The 19,866-nt window shown below is 73.0% G+C and carries 16 protein-coding genes; 12 read left to right on the top strand and 4 right to left on the bottom strand.

Annotated features, from left to right (window positions below):
* The first annotated feature begins 66 nt into the window (after positions 1–66).
* From ACFFKU_RS05400 to ACFFKU_RS05390, 3 genes are all read left to right on the top strand, one after another.
* Positions 67–1,446: a D-arabinono-1,4-lactone oxidase gene (locus ACFFKU_RS05400; protein WP_380136294.1), complete on the top strand. Its 1,380-nt coding sequence runs from the start codon at positions 67–69 to the stop codon at positions 1,444–1,446.
* A gap of 72 nt (positions 1,447–1,518) precedes the next feature.
* Positions 1,519–2,385, top strand: coding sequence for a glycosyltransferase family 8 protein (locus ACFFKU_RS05395; RefSeq protein ID WP_380136293.1), 867 nt, complete (start codon positions 1,519–1,521; stop codon positions 2,383–2,385).
* Between the two features lie 65 nt (positions 2,386–2,450).
* Complete coding sequence (locus ACFFKU_RS05390) at positions 2,451–3,086, top strand: LysE family translocator (protein WP_380136291.1); 636 nt, start codon at positions 2,451–2,453, stop codon at positions 3,084–3,086.
* Positions 3,087–3,103: 17 nt separating this feature from the next.
* Here ACFFKU_RS05390 and ACFFKU_RS05385 read toward each other — a convergent pair whose 3' ends face one another.
* Positions 3,104–3,967, bottom strand: a complete 864-nt coding sequence (locus ACFFKU_RS05385) for a hypothetical protein (RefSeq protein ID WP_380136289.1) — start codon at positions 3,965–3,967, stop codon at positions 3,104–3,106.
* A 135-nt stretch (positions 3,968–4,102) separates the two neighbouring features.
* Between ACFFKU_RS05385 and ACFFKU_RS05380 the strand changes: the two genes are divergently transcribed.
* Entirely contained in the window at positions 4,103–4,465 is a 363-nt protein-coding gene (locus tag ACFFKU_RS05380; RefSeq protein ID WP_380136287.1) for a PRC-barrel domain-containing protein, read from the top strand.
* A gap of 27 nt (positions 4,466–4,492) precedes the next feature.
* Here the strand turns inward: ACFFKU_RS05380 and ACFFKU_RS05375 are convergent, their stop codons facing one another.
* From ACFFKU_RS05375 to guaB1, 3 genes are all read right to left on the bottom strand, one after another.
* The gene (locus tag ACFFKU_RS05375) at positions 4,493–5,536 is read right to left on the bottom strand and encodes a hemolysin family protein (protein WP_380136285.1); all 1,044 of its coding nucleotides are present in this window, start codon (positions 5,534–5,536) and stop codon (positions 4,493–4,495) included.
* Positions 5,533–6,870, bottom strand: coding sequence for a hemolysin family protein (locus ACFFKU_RS05370; RefSeq protein ID WP_380136284.1), 1,338 nt, complete (start codon positions 6,868–6,870; stop codon positions 5,533–5,535). Before ACFFKU_RS05370 ends, ACFFKU_RS05375 begins: the two co-directional genes overlap by 4 nt.
* 143 nt (positions 6,871–7,013) lie before the next feature.
* Entirely contained in the window at positions 7,014–8,462 is a 1,449-nt protein-coding gene (guaB1, locus tag ACFFKU_RS05365) for a GMP reductase (RefSeq protein WP_380136283.1), read from the bottom strand.
* A 140-nt stretch (positions 8,463–8,602) separates the two neighbouring features.
* Between guaB1 and ACFFKU_RS05360 the strand changes: the two genes are divergently transcribed.
* The 8 genes from ACFFKU_RS05360 (at position 8,603) to ACFFKU_RS05325 (ending at position 19,783) form a co-directional block, all read left to right on the top strand.
* Positions 8,603–9,364 (top strand): response regulator transcription factor, encoded by a 762-nt coding sequence (locus ACFFKU_RS05360; RefSeq protein ID WP_380136282.1) that lies wholly within the window; start codon positions 8,603–8,605, stop codon positions 9,362–9,364.
* Complete coding sequence (locus ACFFKU_RS05355) at positions 9,361–10,476, top strand: sensor histidine kinase (protein WP_380136281.1); 1,116 nt, start codon at positions 9,361–9,363, stop codon at positions 10,474–10,476. Before ACFFKU_RS05360 ends, ACFFKU_RS05355 begins: the two co-directional genes overlap by 4 nt.
* Before the next feature lie 89 nt (positions 10,477–10,565).
* On the top strand, positions 10,566–14,393 hold the full coding sequence (locus ACFFKU_RS05350; RefSeq protein ID WP_380136279.1) for a multifunctional oxoglutarate decarboxylase/oxoglutarate dehydrogenase thiamine pyrophosphate-binding subunit/dihydrolipoyllysine-residue succinyltransferase subunit: 3,828 nt from the start codon (positions 10,566–10,568) through the stop codon (positions 14,391–14,393).
* Positions 14,394–14,544: 151 nt separating this feature from the next.
* The gene (locus ACFFKU_RS05345; protein ID WP_380136277.1) at positions 14,545–15,147 is read left to right on the top strand and encodes a GDSL-type esterase/lipase family protein; all 603 of its coding nucleotides are present in this window, start codon (positions 14,545–14,547) and stop codon (positions 15,145–15,147) included.
* A gap of 37 nt (positions 15,148–15,184) precedes the next feature.
* On the top strand, positions 15,185–17,014 hold the full coding sequence (locus ACFFKU_RS05340) for a DUF7800 domain-containing protein (protein ID WP_380136276.1): 1,830 nt from the start codon (positions 15,185–15,187) through the stop codon (positions 17,012–17,014).
* A 92-nt stretch (positions 17,015–17,106) separates the two neighbouring features.
* Positions 17,107–18,021, top strand: a complete 915-nt coding sequence (locus ACFFKU_RS05335) for an ABC transporter substrate-binding protein (RefSeq protein ID WP_380136275.1) — start codon at positions 17,107–17,109, stop codon at positions 18,019–18,021.
* Positions 18,018–18,992: an amino acid ABC transporter permease gene (locus ACFFKU_RS05330; RefSeq protein ID WP_380136273.1), complete on the top strand. Its 975-nt coding sequence runs from the start codon at positions 18,018–18,020 to the stop codon at positions 18,990–18,992. The genes ACFFKU_RS05335 and ACFFKU_RS05330 overlap by 4 nt, the downstream gene beginning before the upstream one ends.
* Positions 18,989–19,783, top strand: coding sequence for an amino acid ABC transporter ATP-binding protein (locus tag ACFFKU_RS05325; protein WP_380136272.1), 795 nt, complete (start codon positions 18,989–18,991; stop codon positions 19,781–19,783). Before ACFFKU_RS05330 ends, ACFFKU_RS05325 begins: the two co-directional genes overlap by 4 nt.
* Positions 19,784–19,866: the final 83 nt, after the last annotated feature.

The raw sequence follows: 19,866 nt of genomic DNA, 5'->3' as shown, positions 1-19,866 counted from the left end.
CGCGCCCACCAGACCCGCAGCGAACAGTCAGCGAACACCCACGTCAGCGACCGGCAGGAGAACCCGATGACCGCAGAGCTGGCCGCCTACCCCCGCCGCGACGTGGGGGCCGACGACGGCCGCACGTTCTGGAACTGGGCTCGCAACGACACGCTGGGGCCGCTCGGGGCCGTCAGCGCCCCCGCCGACGAGGACGAGCTGCGCCGCCTCGTGACCTCGGGCGCGGGCCGGGTCCGCCTCCTCGGGTCGCGGATGTCGGCCGGTCGCATGCTCAAGCTCGCGGCCGACGGGGAACGCCTGATCGACACCAGCGGCCTGCGCGGGTTGCTGGGGTCCGGCGCCGAGCACGCCACCTTCGCCGGGGGCACGACCCTGCAGGAGGTCTACTCCGTCCTCACCGCGATGGGCCGCATGCTGCCCTCCTCCCCCGGCGTCATCGCCTCGCAGACCCTCGCCGGCGCGCTCGCCACCGGGACGCACGGGCAGGGGTTGCGCCAGTCCTCGATCGGCGACGCGGTGCTGAGCGTCCGGATGGTGCTGGCCGACGGGTCCGTCGCGGAGTTCGACCGGGCCGACCCGGCGTTCCCCGCCGTCCAGCTCGGGCTCGGCCTGCTCGGCGCGGTGAGCGCGGTGACGCTGCGCACGGTGCCGAACCGGATCTACACGTGCGTCAAGGGCGCGGTGGCGGCCGGGGGGTTGGAGACGGAACTCGTGCGGTGGAACCGCGAGAACGAGCTCGCCAAGGCCTGGTGGTTCCCCGACGAGGACCTCGTCCACGTCTGGACCGCCCAGGAGGCGACCGACGGCGAGGTCCGCGAGTACCGCGAGGGGGGCGGCACGCTCGTCGAGCGGGCGCAGACCAGCGACGCGATGAACCGCACCGTGGACAACGCGCTCGCCGCGATGCGCAGCGACACCCGCATCGAGGACGCGAACGGCAAGCCGTACCGCACCGTGAACCGGTTCAAGGACTTCTCCGACGTGACCGGGGACGTCTACCAGGTGTTCTGCCGCGGTATCGCCACCCCGCAGATCAACGTCGAGATCGGCGTCCCGCTGCACCGGGCCGGTGAGGTGATCGGCCTGCTCAAGGCCTGGCACGCGCGGACCCGCCCGCACATGCACTACCCGATCATCCTGCGCTGCACCGGTCCCTCGACCGCCTGGCTCAGCCCGTCGGCCGGGCAGGAGACCGTCTACTTCGGGTTCGTCGTGTACTACGCCGAGGACGGCACGCTCTCCCCCGGCGGCATGGACTTCCTGCGCGCGGTGGAGGAGGTGCTGGCCGAGGAGGGTGGGCGTCCGCACTGGGGCAAGTACTTCGAGGCCCCGCTCTACGACTGGGCGGCGCTGTACCCGCGCTGGGACGACTTCCGGCGCGTGCGCGACACCCTCGACCCCGGCCACCGGTTCGCGAACGCGTTCACCGACCGGCTCCTCGACTGAACCAGCGGGCCGGCCCCCGCCGAGCCCGGCGTCCGACCCGAATGACGACCCCCGACGACCCAGGGAGAACCGATGAAGGCGTGGGCCACCCTCCTGACCCAACCCGACTACCTCGTGGGGGTCCGGGTCCTCGACGCGTCGTTGCGCCGGCACGGCACGGAGCACCCGTTCGTGGTGATGGTGACGTCGGACATCGACGAGCCGACCCGCGAGAGCCTGCGGGACGAGGGTTTCCTGGTCCGCGAACTGCCCTCGCTCCGGCCCGACGACAGCCTGGAGACCCACTACGCCAACGCCCGGTTCGCGGAGGTGTGGACCAAGCTCGGCGCCTGGAACCTCACCGAGTTCGAGCGGCTCGTGGTGCTCGACGCCGACATGCTCGCCGTCGCGGGCATGGACGAACTGTTCTCGATGGACCTGCCCGAGGGCGCCCCGGCGGCCTGCCACGCCTGCCGGTGCAACCCCAACCGGATCCCCAGCTACCCCGCGAGCTGGCGACCCGAGAACTGCTTCTACACCTACTGCCGCGGCGTCGACCACACGCAGGAGCCGGACGCGGTCGACAACTACTTCAACGGCGGGTTCCTGGTCATCGAGCCCGACCGCGCGGTGTACGACGCCCTCGTCGAGCGGTTGGACGACCTCGACGACCTGGCCGGGTACCAGTTCGCCGAGCAGGACTTCCTCAACGAGTTCTTCGCGGGGCGCTGGCTGCCCGTCCCCTACGTCTACAACGCGTTGAAGACCCTCCACCACCAGCACCCGCAGATGTGGGACGCCGCCGAGGTCAAGAACCTGCACTACATCATCGACAAGCCGTGGCAGGGCCGTACGGAACCCGGCAGCCGCTACCACGAGCTGCACGAGCTCTGGTGGGAGGTCGCGGAGCGCGACGTCCTGACCGCCGCGACCCCGGTGGGCGGAACCCCCCGCGGCTGAGCGTCCCCCACGACGCCCGCGCCACGACGACCAGCCCGGGACGACCACCCCTGCGATACTCCGGCGTGGTCACGCTCGAGCAGGTCGTCGCCCTCGCCCTGGCCTCGGCCCTGCTCATCGTCGTCCCCGGGCTCAGCGTCCTGTTCGTCGTCGGGCGGGCGCTGAGCCGGGGGCGGCGCGTGGCGCTGGCCGGGGTCGTGGGCAACGGGATCGGTTCCTACGCGGCCGCGGTCGCCATCGCCGTCGGCCTCGGACCGGTGCTGCACCGGTCCGAGCTGGTCTTCCTGCTGCTCAAGGTGGCCGGGGCGGCCTACCTGGTCTGGCTGGGCGTGCACGCGATCCGGCACCCGAGCCCCCCGCCCGGGGTCACGGGCGGGCCGAGGGAGTCGACCCTGGGGGCGGTCCGCACCGGTGCGGTCGTCGGGATCTCCAACCCGAAGGTGTTCATCCTGTTCGCCGCGATCCTGCCGCCCTTCGCGGATCCGACCGCGGGGGACGTCACCACCCAGCTGCTGCTGCTCGCCCTCGTCCCCGTGCTGCTGGGGCTGACCACCGACTCCCTGTGGGGCCTGCTCGCGGGCCGCGCCCGGGGCCTGCTGGCCGGCACCCCGGCCCGGTCACGGACCGTGGCCCGGGTGGGGGGCGGCTCCATGATCGCGCTGGGCGTCTCCGTCGCCCTGACCGGCCGCCCGGGCCACTGACCGCAGTCCCGCCGACGTCAGGGGGTCGGCGTGGTGGCGGTCAGGTCTCCGGCCGCCCCGCCCGAACCGTCGGCGTCCTGACCCGCCGGGGCGCTCGCCCCACCGGTGGCCGTCGCCCCCGACCCGTCGGTCGCCTGGGTGCCGGAGCCGTCCGTCGCCTGCGAGCCGGAGCCGTCCCCCGCGTCGGAGCCGGAGGTCCCGGTCGCCGTGGACGAGGCGGTCGTGCCGTCGGTGGCGGTGCCGGTGGCCGTGGGACTCGTCGTCGGCGAGTCCGTCGTGGCGGTGGTGGGAGTCCCGGACTCCGTCGGGGTGTCGGTGACCACGGGGGTCGCCGGGGCCTGCGTGATGGAGTTGCCGAAGACGCCCGTCGAGACGCCGTCGTCGCTGCTGGTCGTCCCCTGCACCTGGGCCGAGACACTGCTGCCGGTGACGACCTCGTAGGTGGCGATGCCCCCGACGGCCAGCACGAAGGCCACGACCCCGAGCAGCACCGAGTGCCGGGCCCGCCACCTCCGCCGCGCGGGATCGGGCGCACCGGGTGGCGGGTCCTGCGGCGCCGGCCCGCCCTCGGCCTGGTCCTCGAGCACGGGCAGGTCGTCGTCGGAGGACTGGTCCGGGTCGTCCGGGACCGGCTGGGGTCGCCGCAACCGTCGCGTCGTCTCGACGACGCGGTCGCGGCTCGCGGCCAGGTAGTGGCTGTAGACCGCCGCGGCCGTCGAGGCGGCCACGCTCCCGACCGCCGCCCCGACGAGGGTCCCGTACGTGCCGAGGCTCTTCAGCCCGGCCAGGAGGACCGCCGAGGTGACCGCGGCCAGGGCGCCGCCGGCGATCTGGACCCAGTTGATCGTGAGTGTCGTCCGTTGCTGTGTCTGATCGCTCATCCCGCCCCCAAGTCTGGCAGCCGCTCCCGGCGATTCCCAACCGTGGCGGTGACCCCCGCGTGGCGTCCGGGTGCAGAGCCTGTGCAGGGCGGGGCCGGTGTGGCGGGCGGGCGTGGGCTCCGCCACAGTTCGCCCATGAGCATCCTCGTCCAGGACCTGAACCAGTGGAAGGGCGCGGCCGTCGTCGACGTCACCGACGCCAAGATCGGCACCCTCGCCTCGGTCTACGTCGACGCGGCCACCGACGAGTGGCTGTTCGCGGCCGTCGAGGTCGGCCTGGTCGGGTTCAAGAAGGTCGTCCTGGTCCCGCTGAACCAGGCCGCGGTCGGGCGCGCCGACATCCGCGTCGCGTTCACCAAGGAGATCGTCAAGGCGGCCCCCGCCTTCGCGACCGACGAGGAGCTCGGTCCGGACGACGAACCGCGCATCTACGCCCACTACTCGCTGGAGTACGTCCCGGCCGACACCCCCAGCGGGCGTCGCCTGGCCCGCCGCTGACCCGTCCCACCCCGGGCCGCTCGCGGATCAGCCGCGGGCGGCCCGCTGCATGACGTCGCTGACCTCGCCGACCAGTTCCTCGATGACGTCCTCGAGGAAGACGACCCCGACGACCTCGCCCCCCGCGTCGACGACCCGGGCCACGTGCGACCCGGTGCGCCGCATGGCGGCCAGCGCGTCCTCGACCTCCTCGACCGCGCCGAGGGTGCCGAGCTGACGGACGCGCTTGTGCGGGACGGGCAGGGTGTAGCGCTCGTCGTCGGCGTACAGGACGTCCTTGAGGTGCAGGTAGCCCACGAGGTCGCCGTCGTGGTCGCAGACCGGGAAGCGGCTGAACCCGGTCCGGGCGACGAGCGCCTCGACGTCGGCCGGGGTGGCGCCCTCGGTGACCGTGACGAGGTCGGAGACGCCGACGGCGATGTCGCCCACGCTGCGGTCGGAGAACTCCAGGGCTCCGGAGACGAGACCGTTGCGGTCCGGCAGGGTCCCCTCCCGCCGGCTCTCGGCCACGATCGAGGACACCTCCTCCACCGTGTAGGCCGAGGAGACCTCGTCCTTCGGTTCCACCCCCATCGCCCGCAGGGCCAGGTTGGTCAGCCAGTTCAGCGCCCGGATGACGGGGTTGATCGTTTTGGCGATGGCCAGCAGCGGCGGGGCGAGCACGAGGATCGCCCGGTCGGGACCCGCGATGGAGATGTTCTTGGGGATCATCTCCCCGGCCACCACGTGCAGGTACACCACGATCGTCAGGGCGATGACCAGCGCGACCGGGTGCACCAGGCCCTCGGGCACACCGAGGTCGGTGAAGACCGGTTCGAGCAGGTGCGCCACGGCCGGTTCGGCGACCGCCCCGAGACCGAGGGAGCACAGCGTGATGCCGAGCTGGCAGACGGCCAGCATGAGCGAGACGTTCTCCATGGCCAGCAGCGCCCGGCGGGCGCGCTTGCTGGTCTCGGCCAGGGGTTCGACCTGGCTGCGCCGCGCCGACAGCACGGCGAACTCGGAACCGACGAAGAAGGCGTTGGCGGCCAGCAGGACCACGGCCAGCAGCAGGGCGCCGAGGTCGCTCACGCGGGGACCTCCTCGTCGCGGCCGGTCCCGGGGGCGGCGGGGACGGGCGGGCGCAACCGCACCCGCTCCACCCGGCGGCCCTCCATGCGGACCACGCGGAGCACGGCGCCGGGCAGGCGGATCTCGTCCCCGACGGCCGGGATGCGGCCGAGCTGGGTCATCACGAAACCCCCCACGGTCTCGTAGGCGCTGTCGTCGGGGATCTCGATCCCGACGGTGTCGCGGACCTCGTCGGGGCGGCTCAACCCCGGCACCGTCCACGACCCGTCGCGGTGCCGGCGCAGGCCGCCCCGGTCGCGGTCGTGCTCGTCGGAGACGTCGCCGACGATCTCCTCGACCAGGTCCTCCAGGGAGACGATGCCCGCGGTCCCGCCGTACTCGTCGACGACCAGGGCCATCTGCAACCCCTTCTGCCGCAGCTGCAGCAGCAGGGGTTCCAGGCGCAGCGTCTCCGGGACCCGGCGCAGCTCGGTCATCAGCGCGGTGACCGGCACCTCGCCCCGCCGGGCGGGCGGGACGGCGACCGCGGTCTTCACGTGGACCGCGCCCAGCACGTCGTCGTCATCGGTGCCGGTGACGGGGAAGCGCGAGTGCCCCGTGGTCCGGGCCCGCACGACCACGTCGGCGGCCGTCTCGTCGGCCCGCACCTCCCGCATCCGCACCCGCGGGGTCATGACGTCGGCCGCCGTCTGCTCCCCGAACACCAGGGTGCGCGAGAGCAGGTTCGCGGTGCCCTCGTCCAGGGTGCCCAGGTCGGCCGAGCGGCGGACCAGGGAGGCGAGCTCGCGCGCGGAGCGGGCCCCCGAGAGCTCCTCCTGCGGCTCGATGCCCACGGCCCGCAGGAACCGGTTCGCGCTGCCGTTGAGCACGGTGATGAGCGGCTTCATGAACCAGGTGAAACCCCGCTGCAGCGGGGCGACCACCCCGGCCGTGGGCAGCGGCACCGACAGGGCCAGGTTCTTCGGGATCAGCTCGCCGACCAGCATCGAGAACGCGGTCGCGACGACGACGGCCAGCACCACGCCGACGGTCGCGACCAGCGCGCCCGGCAGCCCGACCGCCTCGAGGACGGGGGCCAGCAGCGCGGCGAGCGAGGGCTCCACCAGGTAGCCGACCAGCAGCGTCGTCAGGGTGATGCCGACCTGGGCGCCCGAGAGCTGGGTGGAGAGGGTGGTCAGGGCGGGCAGCACCCCGGCCGCCCGGCGGTCCCCGTCGTTCGCGGCCTTCTCGACCGTGAACCGGTCCAGCGTCACGAAGGCGAACTCGGCGGCGACGAACACCGCGGTCCCGAGGGTCAGCAGCACCCCCACGCCCAGCAGCAACCACTCGGTCACGACGGCCCACCACCGCGGCGGGGACGAACGGGCAAGGATGTCGGTCGGCCGCCGAGCGGCCCGGGAGATGAGCTCATGACGTCGACCAGGGTAGAGGGTGGGAAGCCCCCCGGCCCGTCACCGCGACCCCCACCGGGACCTCCTCACCACCCGGCGGGCAACGGCCGGCCCTCGTCGTAGCCGGCGCTGGACTGCAGACCGACGACCGCGCGCTCGGCGAACTCCGCGACGGTGCCCGCCCCGACGTAGGTGAAGGCCGATCGCACCCCGGACGTGATCTGGTCCAGCAGGTCCTCCACGCCCGGTCGCTGCGGGTCGAGCATCATCCGCGACGAGGAGATCCCCTCCTCGAACAACCCCTTGCGCGCCCGCTGGAACGGCGAGTCGCCCCGCGTCCGCGCGCGCACCGCGCGGGCCGAGGCCATCCCGAAGCTCTCCTTGTAGGGCCGGCCGGCGGAGTCCAGGGCCAGGTCCCCCGGGCTCTCGTGGGTCCCGGCGAACCACGAGCCGACCATGACCTGGCTCGCCCCGGCCGCGAGCGCCAGGGCGATGTCGCGCGGGTGCCGGACCCCGCCGTCGGCCCAGACGTGGGCCCCGAGCTCCCGGGCGGCCGCGGCGCACTCCAGGACGGCGGAGAACTGCGGACGCCCGACGCCGGTCATCATCCGGGTCGTGCACATGGCCCCCGGCCCGACACCGACCTTGACGATGTCGGCCCCGGCCGCGACGAGGTCGCGCACCCCCTCGGCGGTGACGACGTTGCCGGCCACCACGGGGACCTGCGGGTCCACCCCACGCACCGCGGCGAGCGCCTCGAGCATCTTCTCCTGGTGGCCGTGGGCGGTGTCGACGACGAGGGTGTCGACCCCGGCCGCCAGGAGCCCCTTCGCCGTGCCCGCCACGTCGCCGTTGATCCCGACGGCCGCGGCCACCCGCAGTCGTCCGTCGGCGTCGAGCGCCGGCGTGTAGACGGTGGAACGCAGCGCCCCGGTCCGGGTGATCGCCCCGACGAGCCGCCCGTCGCGCACGACCGGGGCGAAGCGGTGCCGGCCGGAGTGCAGCCGGTCGAAGGCGGCCTCGAGCCCGCCCCGTTCGACCTCGGCGGCCTCGACGGCCACGGGGGCCGTGCTCATCACGTCCCCGACCCGGGTGAACCGATCGACGTCGGCGCAGTCGGCGGCCGTGACGACCCCGAGCACCTCGTCGTCGTCGCCGAGCACGACCGCGGCCCCGTGGGCCCGCTTGGGCAGCAGGTGCAGGGCGTCGTGGACGGTGTCGACGGGGCGCAGGGTCACCGGGGTCTCGTAGACGGGGTGACGGTCCTTCACCCAGCCCACGACCTCGGCGACCACGTCGAGGGGCAGGTCCTGCGGCAGGACGGCCATGGCGCCCCGGCGGGCGACCGTCTCGGCCATCCGTCGCCCGGCGACCGCCGTCATGTTCGCCACCACGACCGGGATGGTCGTCCCGGTGCCGTCCCCGGTGGAGAGGTCGACGTCCAGGCGCGAGGTCACCCGGGAGCGCGAGGGCGCCAGGAAGACGTCGTTGTAGGTCAGGTCGGTCTGCGGGCCGCGGCCTCCGAGGAACTGCACCCGGGCAACATAGGTCGCGTCACCGGCCCGGGCTATCCCGGAGCGGGCACCGCGTGAAGGTTGCGGGCGGCCCGTGGAGGACCGGTGACCGGGGGTCGACGCCCCCGGTCGGGGCCCGCGGCCCGCTCTACGCTTCGGCCATGAGCTTCCCGAGCGCCGAGAGCCCCGCGACCGCGGGCGGCCCCCGCACCGCCGTCGTCGTCGAGGACGAACCCACGATCGCCGACGCGGTCGCGCGGCGGTTGCGCGCCGAGGGCTACACGGTCGAGGTGGCCGGGGACGGTCCGGGCGGGGTGGAGCTGTGCGCCCGGGTCGACCCCGACGTGGTGGTGCTCGACGTCATGCTGCCGGGCTTCGACGGCCTCGAGGTCTGCCGTCGCGTCCAGGCGGCCCGTCCGGTGCCGGTCCTCATGCTCACCGCCCGCGACGACGAGACCGACAAGCTGGTCGGGCTCGGGGTCGGGGCCGACGACTACATGACCAAGCCGTTCTCCATGCGGGAGCTGGTGGCCCGCGTGAACGGACTGGTCCGCCGGGTCGAGCGGGCGCGGCTGCTGGCCGGGGCGCCCGCCCCCGCCGAGACCCTGCGCTTCGACGTCTCCGACGGCGAGCTCGTCGTGGACTCCGCCCAGCGCCGGGTCCGCCGGGCCGGCGCCGAGGTCCACCTGACCCCCACGGAGTTCGACCTGCTGGTCTGCCTGGCCCGCTCCCCGCGCACGGTGCTGACGCGGGAGAAGCTGCTGGAGGAGGTCTGGGACTGGGCCGACGCCTCCGGCACCCGGACCGTCGACAGCCACGTGAAGGCGTTGCGGCGCAAGCTCGGGGCCGACCTGGTCCGGACCGTGCACGGGGTGGGCTACGCCTTCGAACCGAGCACCCCGGAGGGCGGGGTCCGCGCGTGAGCCTCCCGCAGCGCGAGCCGAGCGGCCTGACCGGCCCCATCCCCATCACCGGTGCGGCCGCCGAGGCCCGCCGCGCGGCGACCCGCCGCACCTTCCCCGACGTCCGGCCCCTGGACCCGATCGGCTCGCTGAAGTGGAAGCTCGGCGTGCTGGTGGCGGCGACCACCGTCGTCGCGGTGCTCCTGGTCCGCTACGGCCTGCAGGCCCAGATCCCCACCCGGTACACGCTGCCCGCCGCCGTGCTCGTCTCGCTGCTGGTGACCCAGCTGCTGGCCCGCGGGATGACGTCGCCGTTGCGGGACATGCGCGTCGCGGCCCAGGCGATGGCCACCGGCGACTACTCCCGGCGCGTCCGGGCGACCAGTCACGACGAGGTCGGGGCCCTCGCCACCGCGTTCAACCGGATGGCCGAGGACCTCGAGGCGGTCGACCGCGAGCGCCGGGAACTGGTCGCGAACGTCTCCCACGAGCTGCGCACGCCGGTCTCGGCGCTGCACGCGGTGCTGGAGAACCTCGTCGACGGGGTCAGCGAACCCGACGAGGAGACCCTGGGCACCGCCCTGGCCCAGACCGAACGGCTGGGCCGGCTGGTCGAGCAGCTGCTGGACCTGTCGCGGTTGGACGCGGGCGCGGTCTCGCTGCAGCGGGACACGATCCGGCTCGAACCCTTCCTCGCCTCGGCGGTGCGGGCGATGTCCATGTCCGGCCGTGAGGTGCGCTTCGTGGTCGACGTGATCCCGCCGGACCTGCAGGTCAGCGTGGACTCGGCCCGCCTGCACCAGGTGGTGGCCAACCTGCTGGACAACGCCTCCCGGCACTCCCCGGCCGGCGGGACCGTGACGGTGCGCGCCGACACGACGGGTGAGGTCGTCCGGATCTCGGTCATCGACGAGGGCCCGGGCATCGCGACCGAGGACCGGGAACGGGTGTTCCAGCGGTTCACCCGCGGCTCCTCGGCGACGCGTTCCGACGGGGGGACCGGCCTGGGCCTCGCGATCGCCCGGTGGGCGGTGCAGATGCACGGGGGGACGATCCGGGTCGCGAGCACGCCCCGGGGCGGGGGCTGCCAGATCGACGTGCACCTGCCCGCGACGCCGCCCGCCCTGGGCTGAGGGGCCGCGAGCCCCTCGCCGGGGTCGCGCGGGCGCGGGATAGTCTCTACGGGTCCCGCCGAACCCACGAGGAAGAAGGCGACACCGCCGTGCCTCAGCACCCCTCGCAGCACGAGGACCCGCTCGCGACCTTCGGGCCCAACGAGTGGTTGGTCGACGAGCTGTACGAGCAGTACCTCGCCGACAAGAACTCCGTCGACAAGGCGTGGTGGGACTTCTTCGAGGACTACGCGCCCGCCGAGAACCCGGCCGAGCACACCACCACCAACGGCGCCGGCGCCCCCGCCGAGAACCGGTCGGCCGAGCAGCCCGAGCAGCCCGAGCAGGCCCGGCCCGCGGAACCGGCCCGTCCGGCCGGGGTCGCGTCGGGCACGTCCCCCGCGAAGGGCCCCACGAAGGCCGCCGCCCCCGCCGCCCCGGCCCGACCCTCGGTCGAACCGGCCGTCTCCCGGGTCATGCCGGGCGGGGCCGACGCCCCCGTGCAGCGCGACGCGCAGCCGAGCACGGCCCTCGCCGCGCCGGTGGCCGAGGGCGAGCGCACCGACGTGGTCGCCAAGCTGCGCGGCCCGGCCGCGCGCGTGGTGACGAACATGGAGGAGTCCCTCGAGGTCCCGACGGCGACCTCGGTCCGCGCGGTCCCGGCGAAGCTGCTGGTGGACAACCGGATCGTCATCAACAACCACCTCAAGCGGGCCCGCGGCGGCAAGGTCTCCTTCACCCACCTCATCGGTTTCGCGGTCGTCGAGGCGCTGGGCCAGATGCCCTCGATGAACGCGGCGTACACCCTCGAGGGCGGCAAGCCCGCCGTCCTGCAGCCGGCCCACGTCAACCTGGGCATCGCCATCGACCTGCCCAAGCCCGACGGGACCCGTCAGCTCATGGTTCCCGCGGTCAAGCAGTGCGAGTCGAAGAACTTCGCCGAGTTCTGGGCCGCCTACGAGGACGTCGTGCGTCGGGCCCGCGGTGGCAAGCTGACCGCCGACGACTTCGCCGGGACGACGATCAGCCTGACCAACCCGGGCACGATCGGCACCGTCCACTCGGTGCCGCGCCTGGTCAAGGGCCAGGGCGCGATCATCGGCGTGGGCGCGATGGAGTACCCGGCCGAGTACGCGGGGGCCAGCGACGACACCCTGACCCGCCTCGCCGTCAGCAAGATCATCACGATCACCTCGACCTACGACCACCGCATCATCCAGGGCGCCGGGTCGGGCGAGTTCCTCAAGATCGTGCACGCCAAGCTCCTCGGCGAGGACGGGTTCTACGACCGCGTCTTCCAGGCGCTGCACATCCCCTACCAGCCGATCCGCTGGGTCCGCGACATCTCGATCTCCCACGACGACCAGATCAACAAGACCGCGCGCGTCGTCGAGCTGATCCACGCCTACCGGGTGCGCGGGCACCTCATGGCCGACACCGACCCGTTGGAGTACCGCCAGCGGTTCCACCCCGACCTCGAGGTCGAGACCCACGGGCTGACCATGTGGGACCTCGACCGGGAGTTCCCGACCGGCGGGTTCGGCGGCAAGGCGCACATGCGCCTGCGCGACGTCCTCGGCGTGCTGCGCGACTCCTACTGCCGCACGGTCGGCATCGAGTACATGCACATCCAGGACCCGGAGCAGCGTCGCTGGATCCAGGACCGGGTGGAGCGTCCGTACAACAAGCCCTCGGCCGCCGAGCAGCTGCGCGTCCTGCGTCGCCTCAACGCCGCCGAGGCGTTCGAGACCTTCCTGCAGACGAAGTACGTGGGGCAGAAGCGGTTCAGCCTCGAGGGCGGCGAGAGCGTCATCGCCCTGCTCGACGCGCTGCTCTCGCGGGCGGCCACCACGGGCCTCGACGAGGTCTGCATCGGCATGGCCCACCGCGGTCGGCTGAACGTGCTGACCAACATCGCGGGCAAGAGCTACGAGCAGGTCTTCCGCGAGTTCGACGGCAAGCAGGACCCGCGCACGGTCCAGGGGTCCGGCGACGTGAAGTACCACCTCGGCACCGAGGGCACGTTCACCGGTGAGGACGGCGAGCAGACCAAGGTCTACCTCGCGGCCAACCCCTCCCACCTGGAGGCGGTCAACCCCGTCCTGGAGGGCGTCGCGCGCGCCAAGCAGGACAAGATCGACCTGGCCGGGCGCGCCTTCCCGGTGCTGCCGGTCCTCATCCACGGTGACGCCGCGTTCGCCGGGCAGGGCGTCGTCGCCGAGACCCTGAACCTCTCGCAGCTGCGCGGGTACCGCACCGGCGGGACCGTGCACGTCGTCATCAACAACCAGGTCGGGTTCACCACCGCACCGGCCTCGGCCCGCTCGTCGGTGTACTGCACCGACGTCGGCCGCATGATCCAGGCGCCGATCTTCCACGTGAACGGCGACGACCCCGAGGCCTGCGTCCGCGTGGCCCAGCTGGCCTTCGAGTTCCGGCAGGCGTTCGACAAGGACGTCGTCATCGACATGGTGTGCTACCGCCGTCGCGGGCACAACGAGGGTGACGACCCCTCGATGACCCAGCCGCTGATGTACTCGCTGATCGAGAAGAAGCGCTCGGTCCGCAAGTCCTACACCGAGCAGCTCATCGGCCGCGGGGACATCACGGTCGAGGACGCCGAGGAGGCGCTGCGCGACTACTCCGCCCAGCTGGAGCGCGCGTTCGCCGAGACCAAGGGTTCCAAGGCCTCGGCCGACGGCGAGAGCCGCGGCGGGCTGGACAAGCCCGCGGCCCAGGAGGCCGACGACCGGACCCCGGACACCGAGGCCCGCCCGACCGCGGTCGACAAGGCCGTCATCGAGTACATCGGCGAGGTCCAGGCCAACCCGCCGGCCGGGTTCACGGTGCACCCCAAGCTCATGCAGCTGCTGGAGAAGCGCGCGCAGATGTCGCGCGAGGGCGGGATCGACTGGGGCTGGGGCGAGCTGCTGGCCTTCGGTTCGCTGCTCATGGAGGGCACCCCGATCCGCATGTCGGGCCAGGACACCCGCCGCGGCACGTTCGTGTCCCGGCACGCGGTCCTCACCGACCGCCGCACGGGCGAGGAGTGGACCCCCCTGCTGTACCTGGGCAAGAACGCCGAGGGGCAGAACCAGGGCCGGTTCTGGATCTACGACTCGTTGCTGTCGGAGTACGCGGCGATGGGTTTCGAGTACGGCTACTCCGTCGAGCGGCCCGACGCGCTGGTCCTCTGGGAGGCCCAGTTCGGCGACTTCTTCAACGGCGCGCAGACCGTCATCGACGAGTTCATCGCCGCGGGCGAGCAGAAGTGGGGTCAGCGTTCCTCGGTCGTGCTGCTGCTGCCGCACGGGTACGAGGGCCAGGGCCCGGACCACTCCTCGGGGCGCATCGAGCGCTTCCTGCAGATGTGCGCCGAGGACAACATGACCGTCGCGGTCCCCTCGACCCCGGCGAGCTACTTCCACCTGCTCCGGCGGCAGGCCTACGCCCGCCCGCGCCGTCCGCTGGTCGTCTTCACCCCGAAGTCGATGCTGCGGCTCAAGGCAGCGCAGTCGGCGGTGGAGGACTTCACCTCGGGCACGTTCCGCGAGGTCATCCCGGACACGACGGTGGACGCGGGCAGCGTCGACCGGGTCCTGTTCTGCTCCGGGAAGGTCTACTGGGACCTGCTCGCCGAGCGCACCAAGCGCGGGGACGAGAAGACCGCGATCGTGCGCGTCGAGCAGCTCGCCCCGCTCCCGGCCGAGCAGATCGCCGCGGCCCGGGCCACCTACCCCGACGCCGAGGCGCTGTGGGTCCAGGAGGAACCGGCCAACCAGGGCGGCTGGACGCACGTCGCGATGGGGATGTTCGCCCACGACTCCTCCCTGTTCCGGCGGGTCTCCCGCTCGGCCTCGGCCTCTCCCGCGGCCGGTTCGGCCAAGCGGCACCAGGCCGAGCAGCAGCAGCTGGTCCAGGAGGCCTTCGACCGCTGACCGACCCCGCCCCGCCTCGACGTCGAGCCCGCCCCGCCCCCGTGCGGTGGCGGGCTCGACGTGCGAGGAGGCCCCCGCCGCGACCGATATCCTCGGCTCGCCCCGCCGCCCCCCGCGCGCACCACCGGAACCCTTGAGGAGTACCTCCTACGTGAACGGCCGCTACGACGTGCGTGTCTGCCTGGTCGGCGACGAGTTCGTGACCGGGGTGGGCGACCCCCGGGCCCTGGGGTGGGCGGGCCGGGTCTCGGCCCGCACGCCCCGAGAGGACCGCGACATCACCCTGTTCCCGCTCGGCGTGCCCGGTGAGACGACGACCGACCTCAACGCCCGCTGGCGCGAGGAGACCGCGCGTCGCTTCACCGGTGGCGACGAGCACCGCCTGATCGTCGGGCTCGGCCACGCCGACCTGGACGCCGGGACCACCTTGGCGCGCAGCCGCCTCAACCTGGCCAACATCCTCGACGAGTGCGAGGCCCGGGGGCTCCCGACCCTGGTCGTGGGGCCGACCCCGGTCGCCGACGAGGACCGCAACGACCGCATCGCCGACCTGGCCGACGCCTTCGCCGACGTCTGCGCGCGGCGTCGGGTGGCCTACGTCGACACCTTCGGGCCGCTGGCCGAGCACGAGGACTGGTACGCCGACCTCGCCGCCTCCGACGGGGTGCACCCCGGTCAGGCCGGGTACGGGCTGCTGGCCTGGCTGGTCCTGCACTCCGGCTGGTACGAGTGGCTGGGGCTGCAGCAGCCCTGAGATCGCGCCGCGGGCCGGCTGGCGGATGATGTCGACCATGACCTCGTCGGTGCCGGCCCCCCGCTCCCCCTCGCCCTCGGCCGTGCCCGGCCTGCTGCTGGGGCCGATGCTGCGCCACGTCGGCGAGCACCGGGCCACCCTCTGGGTCGAGACCGAGGCCCCGGGCCGCGTCGAGGTGCTGGTCGACGTGCCCGACTCCGGGACCGTCCGGGCCGGGGCCGAGACCCTCACCCTGCACGGCCACCACTACGCCCTGGTGATCGTCGAGGACCTCCCCGCCGCCGCGAACCTCACCTACCGGGTCGAGGTCGACGGGTCCCGGGTCTGGCCCCCGGAGGGCAGCACCCGACCGCCCAGCCGGATCCGCACGCTCGACGTCGAGCGCGACGTCCGGCTGTCCTTCGGCTCCTGCCGGCGGGCGGGCGGCCACACCGCGGAGGACGTCGACCGGCTCGGGGTGGACGCGCTGACCGCCCTGGCGGAGCGGCTGTGCGCCGAGGACCCCGAGGCCGCGGGCGGCTCCTGGCCCGACGTGCTGCTGTTCGTGGGCGACCAGGTCTACGCCGACCTGCCCAACCCCGAGGTCGTCGGCCGGTTGCGCGAGCGTCACGCCGGGCGCCCGCAGTCGGAGCAGCTGCCCACCGAGCAGGCCGACGCCGACGTCTCGGAGGAGATCGGGGACTTCGAGGAGTACACCTGGCTGTACCACGAGACGTGGGGCGGGGACCCGCGTACCGACCACGAGGGCAGCGCGGGGGGCGGCGCCGTCCGCTGGCTGCTCTCGACCGTGCCGAGCGTGATGCTGCTGGACGACCACGACCTGCGCGACGACTGGAACACCTCCGCGTCGTGGAAGGAGGAGATCTCCGCCCAGCCGTGGTGGCGCGACCGGGTCACGGGCGCCTTCGCGAGCTACTGGGTGTACCAGCACCTCGGCAACCTCTCCCCCGACGAGATCGCGGCCGACCCGCTGCTGGCCCGGCTGCGCGCCGAGCCCGACCCGGAGCGCCGCGACGAGATCCTCGACGAGTTCGCCCGGCTCGCCGACGCCGACCCGTCGTCGGCCCGCTGGAGCTTCGTGCGCGACCTGGGCGAGACCCGACTGGTGGCGGTCGACTCCCGCTGCGCCCGGCAGCTCACCCCCGGTGACCGCCGCATCACCGACGCCGAGGAGTGGGAGTGGGTGACCCGGCAGGCCCACGGCGAGGGCCGGCTCACGCCCGTCCGGCACCTGCTGCTGGCCACGACGCTGCCGCCGTTCCTCGTGCACGGCATCCACCACGCCGAGGGCTGGAACGAGGCGCTGGCCGACGGCCGGTGGGGGCGGCGGGTGCAGGCCTGGTCGGAGAACTTCCGCCAGGTCGCCGACCTGGAGCACTGGTCGGCGTTCCGTCGGTCCTTCGACGACCTGATCGCCCTGCTCCGCGACGTCTGCACGGGCGAGCAGGCCCCCGCCTCGATCCTGGTGCTCTCCGGTGACGTGCACTGCAGCTACACCGCCGAGGTGCAGCTGCCCGGGGTCGACCGGACCCGCACCGAGGTCCACCAACTGGTCATGTCTCCCTTCCGCAACCCGCTGTCCTGGGGGATGCGCTTCGCCTTCCGGATCCTGGACTCCCGGCCCCTGCGCGCGCTCAGCCGGGGGCTGGCCCAGGCGGCCGGCGTCCAGGACCCGCCGGTGCGCTGGCAGGTGCAGGCCGGGCCGTGGTTCGACAACGGCGTGATGACCGTGGCGCTGGACCCGGCCGGTGGGGCGGGGGTCACCGTCGAGCACGCGGGCACCCGGGACGGGCGGCCGGTGCTGCGTCGGACCGCGGCCCGGGCCCTCACCCCTGCTCACCGTCGGGTCCCGGTTACAACTGCGTGACGAACTGACCCGGACCGCGCAGCCTGTTCAGGAGCACGACGTCGGGTGGGTCACACTGTGCAGGCTCACGTTCGATCTCTGGAGGATGCACCGTGGCTCTGCCGACTGCTCGACGTTCGTTCCTCGCCTCCTGCGGCCTGCTCGCCGCGGGCGCCCTGACCCTGGCCGGCTGCGGCTCGGACTCCCTGTCCGGGTCCACCCCGGGGGCGAGCTCGCAGGCCCCGGCGACGTCGGTGGCGGCCGACTCCTCGCTCAAGGCGATGCTGCCGCAGTCGGTGCAGGACTCCGGGGTCCTGCGGGTCGGCACCAACGCGACCTACGCCCCGAACGAGTTCCTCCAGGGTGACAAGATCGTCGGGATGGACATCGACATCATCAACGCGGTGGCCGCCAAGCTCGGGGTCAAGGCCGAGTTCACCAACGCCGAGTTCGACAGCCTCATCGGCGGGGTCAGCGCGAACCGCTACGACGCGGCGATCTCGTCGTTCAGCATCACCGACGAGCGACTGCAGCAGATCGACATGGTGCAGTACTTCAGCGCCGGCACCCAGTGGGCCACCAAGAAGGGCAACCCCGACAACGTGGACCCGAACAGCCCGTGCGGGCTGTCGGTGTCGGTGCAGACCGGCAGCACCCAGCAGCTCGACGACCTGCCGCCGAAGAACGAGGCCTGCACCGCGGCCGGCAAGCCCGGCATCACCGTGCTGCCCTTCGACTCCCAGGCCGACGCGGCCAACGCGCTGGTCAGCGGGCGGGTCCAGGCCATGCTGGCCGACTCCCCCGTCACCGCGTACGCGGTCAAGCAGACCGGGGACCAGCTCGAGCTGGTCGGCGACATCTACGACTCCGCGCCCTACGGCATCGTCCTGCCCAAGGGCGGCGGGCAGACCGCCGAGGCCGTCTCCAAGGCGCTCGAGGAGATCGCCAAGGACGGTTCCTACGAGACCGCGATGACCAACTGGGGCGCCGAGGCCGGCGCGGTGACCGAGTTCCCGGTCAACCCGTGAGCGAGCCGAGCGCCACCCCGGCCGGGGAACGGCCGGGGCGCATCGACGCGGTCGAGGTCCGCCACCCCTGGCGCTGGGTGGCGCTCGCCGTCATCGCCGTCCTGGTCCTGATGCTCGCCCACCTCCTGGTGACGAACCCGGCCTTCGACTGGGCGTTCACGCTGGAGGCGATGAACCAGACCGCGGTCATCCGGGGTTTCCTCCTGGGAACCCTGCTGACGACCGTCATCGCCATGGTCATCGGTGTCCTCGGTGGCGTCCTGCTGGCCGTGCTGCGCCTGTCGGACAACCCGGTGCTGGCCGGGGTGTCCTGGACGTTCACCTGGTTCTTCCGCTCGGTCCCGCGGTTCGTGCTGCTGACCTTCACCGGGGGCCTGGGCGCGCTGTTCGTCACCGGGTTCTCGATCGGGGTGCCGTTCGACTTCCTGCTGACCGAGTGGTTCGGTCTCCCCGAACTGCGGCTCTTCACGATCTCGCAGCAGACGATCTTCAACGTCCTCGGCGGGACCATCATCGGCGGGATCCTCGGGCTGGGGATCTCCGAGGCGGCCTACATGGCCGAGATCGCCCGGGCCGGTCTGCTCAGCGTCGACAGGGGCCAGCACGAGGCGGCCGAGGCGCTGGGGATGCCGAAACGCCTGGCGATGCGGCGGATCATCCTGCCGCAGGCCATGCGGGTCATCGTGCCGCCGACCGGCAACGAGGTCATCGCGATGCTCAAGGACACCTCGCTGCTGCTGGCCATCCCGGTCACCGCCGAGCTGTTCTACCAGTTGCAGCAGATCGGCAGCCGCACGTTCCAGGTCGTCGCGACCAGCATGGCCGCGATCATCTACTACTGCCTGGCCACCAGCATCCTCATGGTCGGGCAGTACTTCCTGGAGAAGCGGTTCGGCCGCGGTTTCGGGGACGTCTCGAACGGCCCCCGTCCGGCCGCCGGCGTGAGCCTGGGCGCGGGGGGTGCGAAGTGAGCACCCCCACGCCGCACCCTCTGGTGCACGCCGTGAACGTGACGAAGTCGTTCGGCCACGTCGAGGTCCTCAAGGGCATCGACCTGGACGTCCACGCCGGTGAGGTCGTCTGCCTGCTCGGCCCCTCGGGATCGGGCAAGACGACGTTCCTGCGCTGCATCAACTCCCTGGAGCGCATCGACGGGGGTCGGATCTGGGTCGACGGCGACCTGGTCGGCCTGCGCGAGGTCGACGGTCGGTTGCACCGGTTGACCGACAGGCAGATCGCCGCGCAGCGCCGCGACATCGGCATGGTGTTCCAGCGGTTCAACCTGTTCCCGCACATGACCGCGCTGGAGAACGTGATCGAGGCCCCGATCCGGGTCCGCGGCGAGTCCCGCGCGGACGCGACCCGCCGGGCCACGGAACTCCTCGACCGGGTGGGCCTGGCCGACCGGCGGCAGAACTACCCGGCGCAGCTGTCCGGCGGGCAGCAGCAGCGCGTGGCCATCGCCCGGGCGCTGGCCATGCGGCCGAAACTCATGCTGTTCGACGAACCCACCTCGGCCCTCGACCCGGAACTGGTCGGGGAGGTGCTGGCGGTCATGCGCGAGCTCGCCGCCGACGGGACGACGATGATCGTCGTGACCCACGAGGTCGCCTTCGCCCGTGAGGTCGCCGACCAGGTCGTCTTCATGGACGGCGGCGTCGTCGTCGAGGCCGGACCGCCGGCCGAGGTCATCGGCAACCCCCGCCACGAGCGGACCCGCTCGTTCCTGGCCCGGATGCGGGCCGGCGCCGAGCACGGCTGAGCTCCACCCGTCGCCCCCGGGGCGTCGCGGCACCCACCCGGGTGCGGCGGCGCCCCGTCGTCGTCCGGGGGGAAGATCGCAGG

It is taken from the genome of Kineococcus gynurae (assembly GCF_042433995.1).
In the GTDB taxonomy this organism is placed as follows: Bacteria; Actinomycetota; Actinomycetes; order Actinomycetales; family Kineococcaceae; genus Kineococcus; species Kineococcus gynurae.
This window is presented reverse-complemented; position numbering and strand designations above follow the sequence as displayed.

What these genes read in the sequence shown, in the direction of transcription:
- ACFFKU_RS05360 (WP_380136282.1), top strand. Translation starts at nt 8,603, where the DNA reads ATGAGCTTCCCGAGCGCCGAGAGCCCCGCGACCGCGGGCGGCCCCCGC.
- ACFFKU_RS05340 (WP_380136276.1), top strand. Translation starts at nt 15,185, where the DNA reads ATGACCTCGTCGGTGCCGGCCCCCCGCTCCCCCTCGCCCTCGGCCGTG.
- ACFFKU_RS05385 (WP_380136289.1), bottom strand. Translation starts at nt 3,967, where the DNA reads ATGAGCGATCAGACACAGCAACGGACGACACTCACGATCAACTGGGTC.
- ACFFKU_RS05380 (WP_380136287.1), top strand. Translation starts at nt 4,103, where the DNA reads ATGAGCATCCTCGTCCAGGACCTGAACCAGTGGAAGGGCGCGGCCGTC.
- ACFFKU_RS05395 (WP_380136293.1), top strand. Translation starts at nt 1,519, where the DNA reads ATGAAGGCGTGGGCCACCCTCCTGACCCAACCCGACTACCTCGTGGGG.
- ACFFKU_RS05400 (WP_380136294.1), top strand. Translation starts at nt 67, where the DNA reads ATGACCGCAGAGCTGGCCGCCTACCCCCGCCGCGACGTGGGGGCCGAC.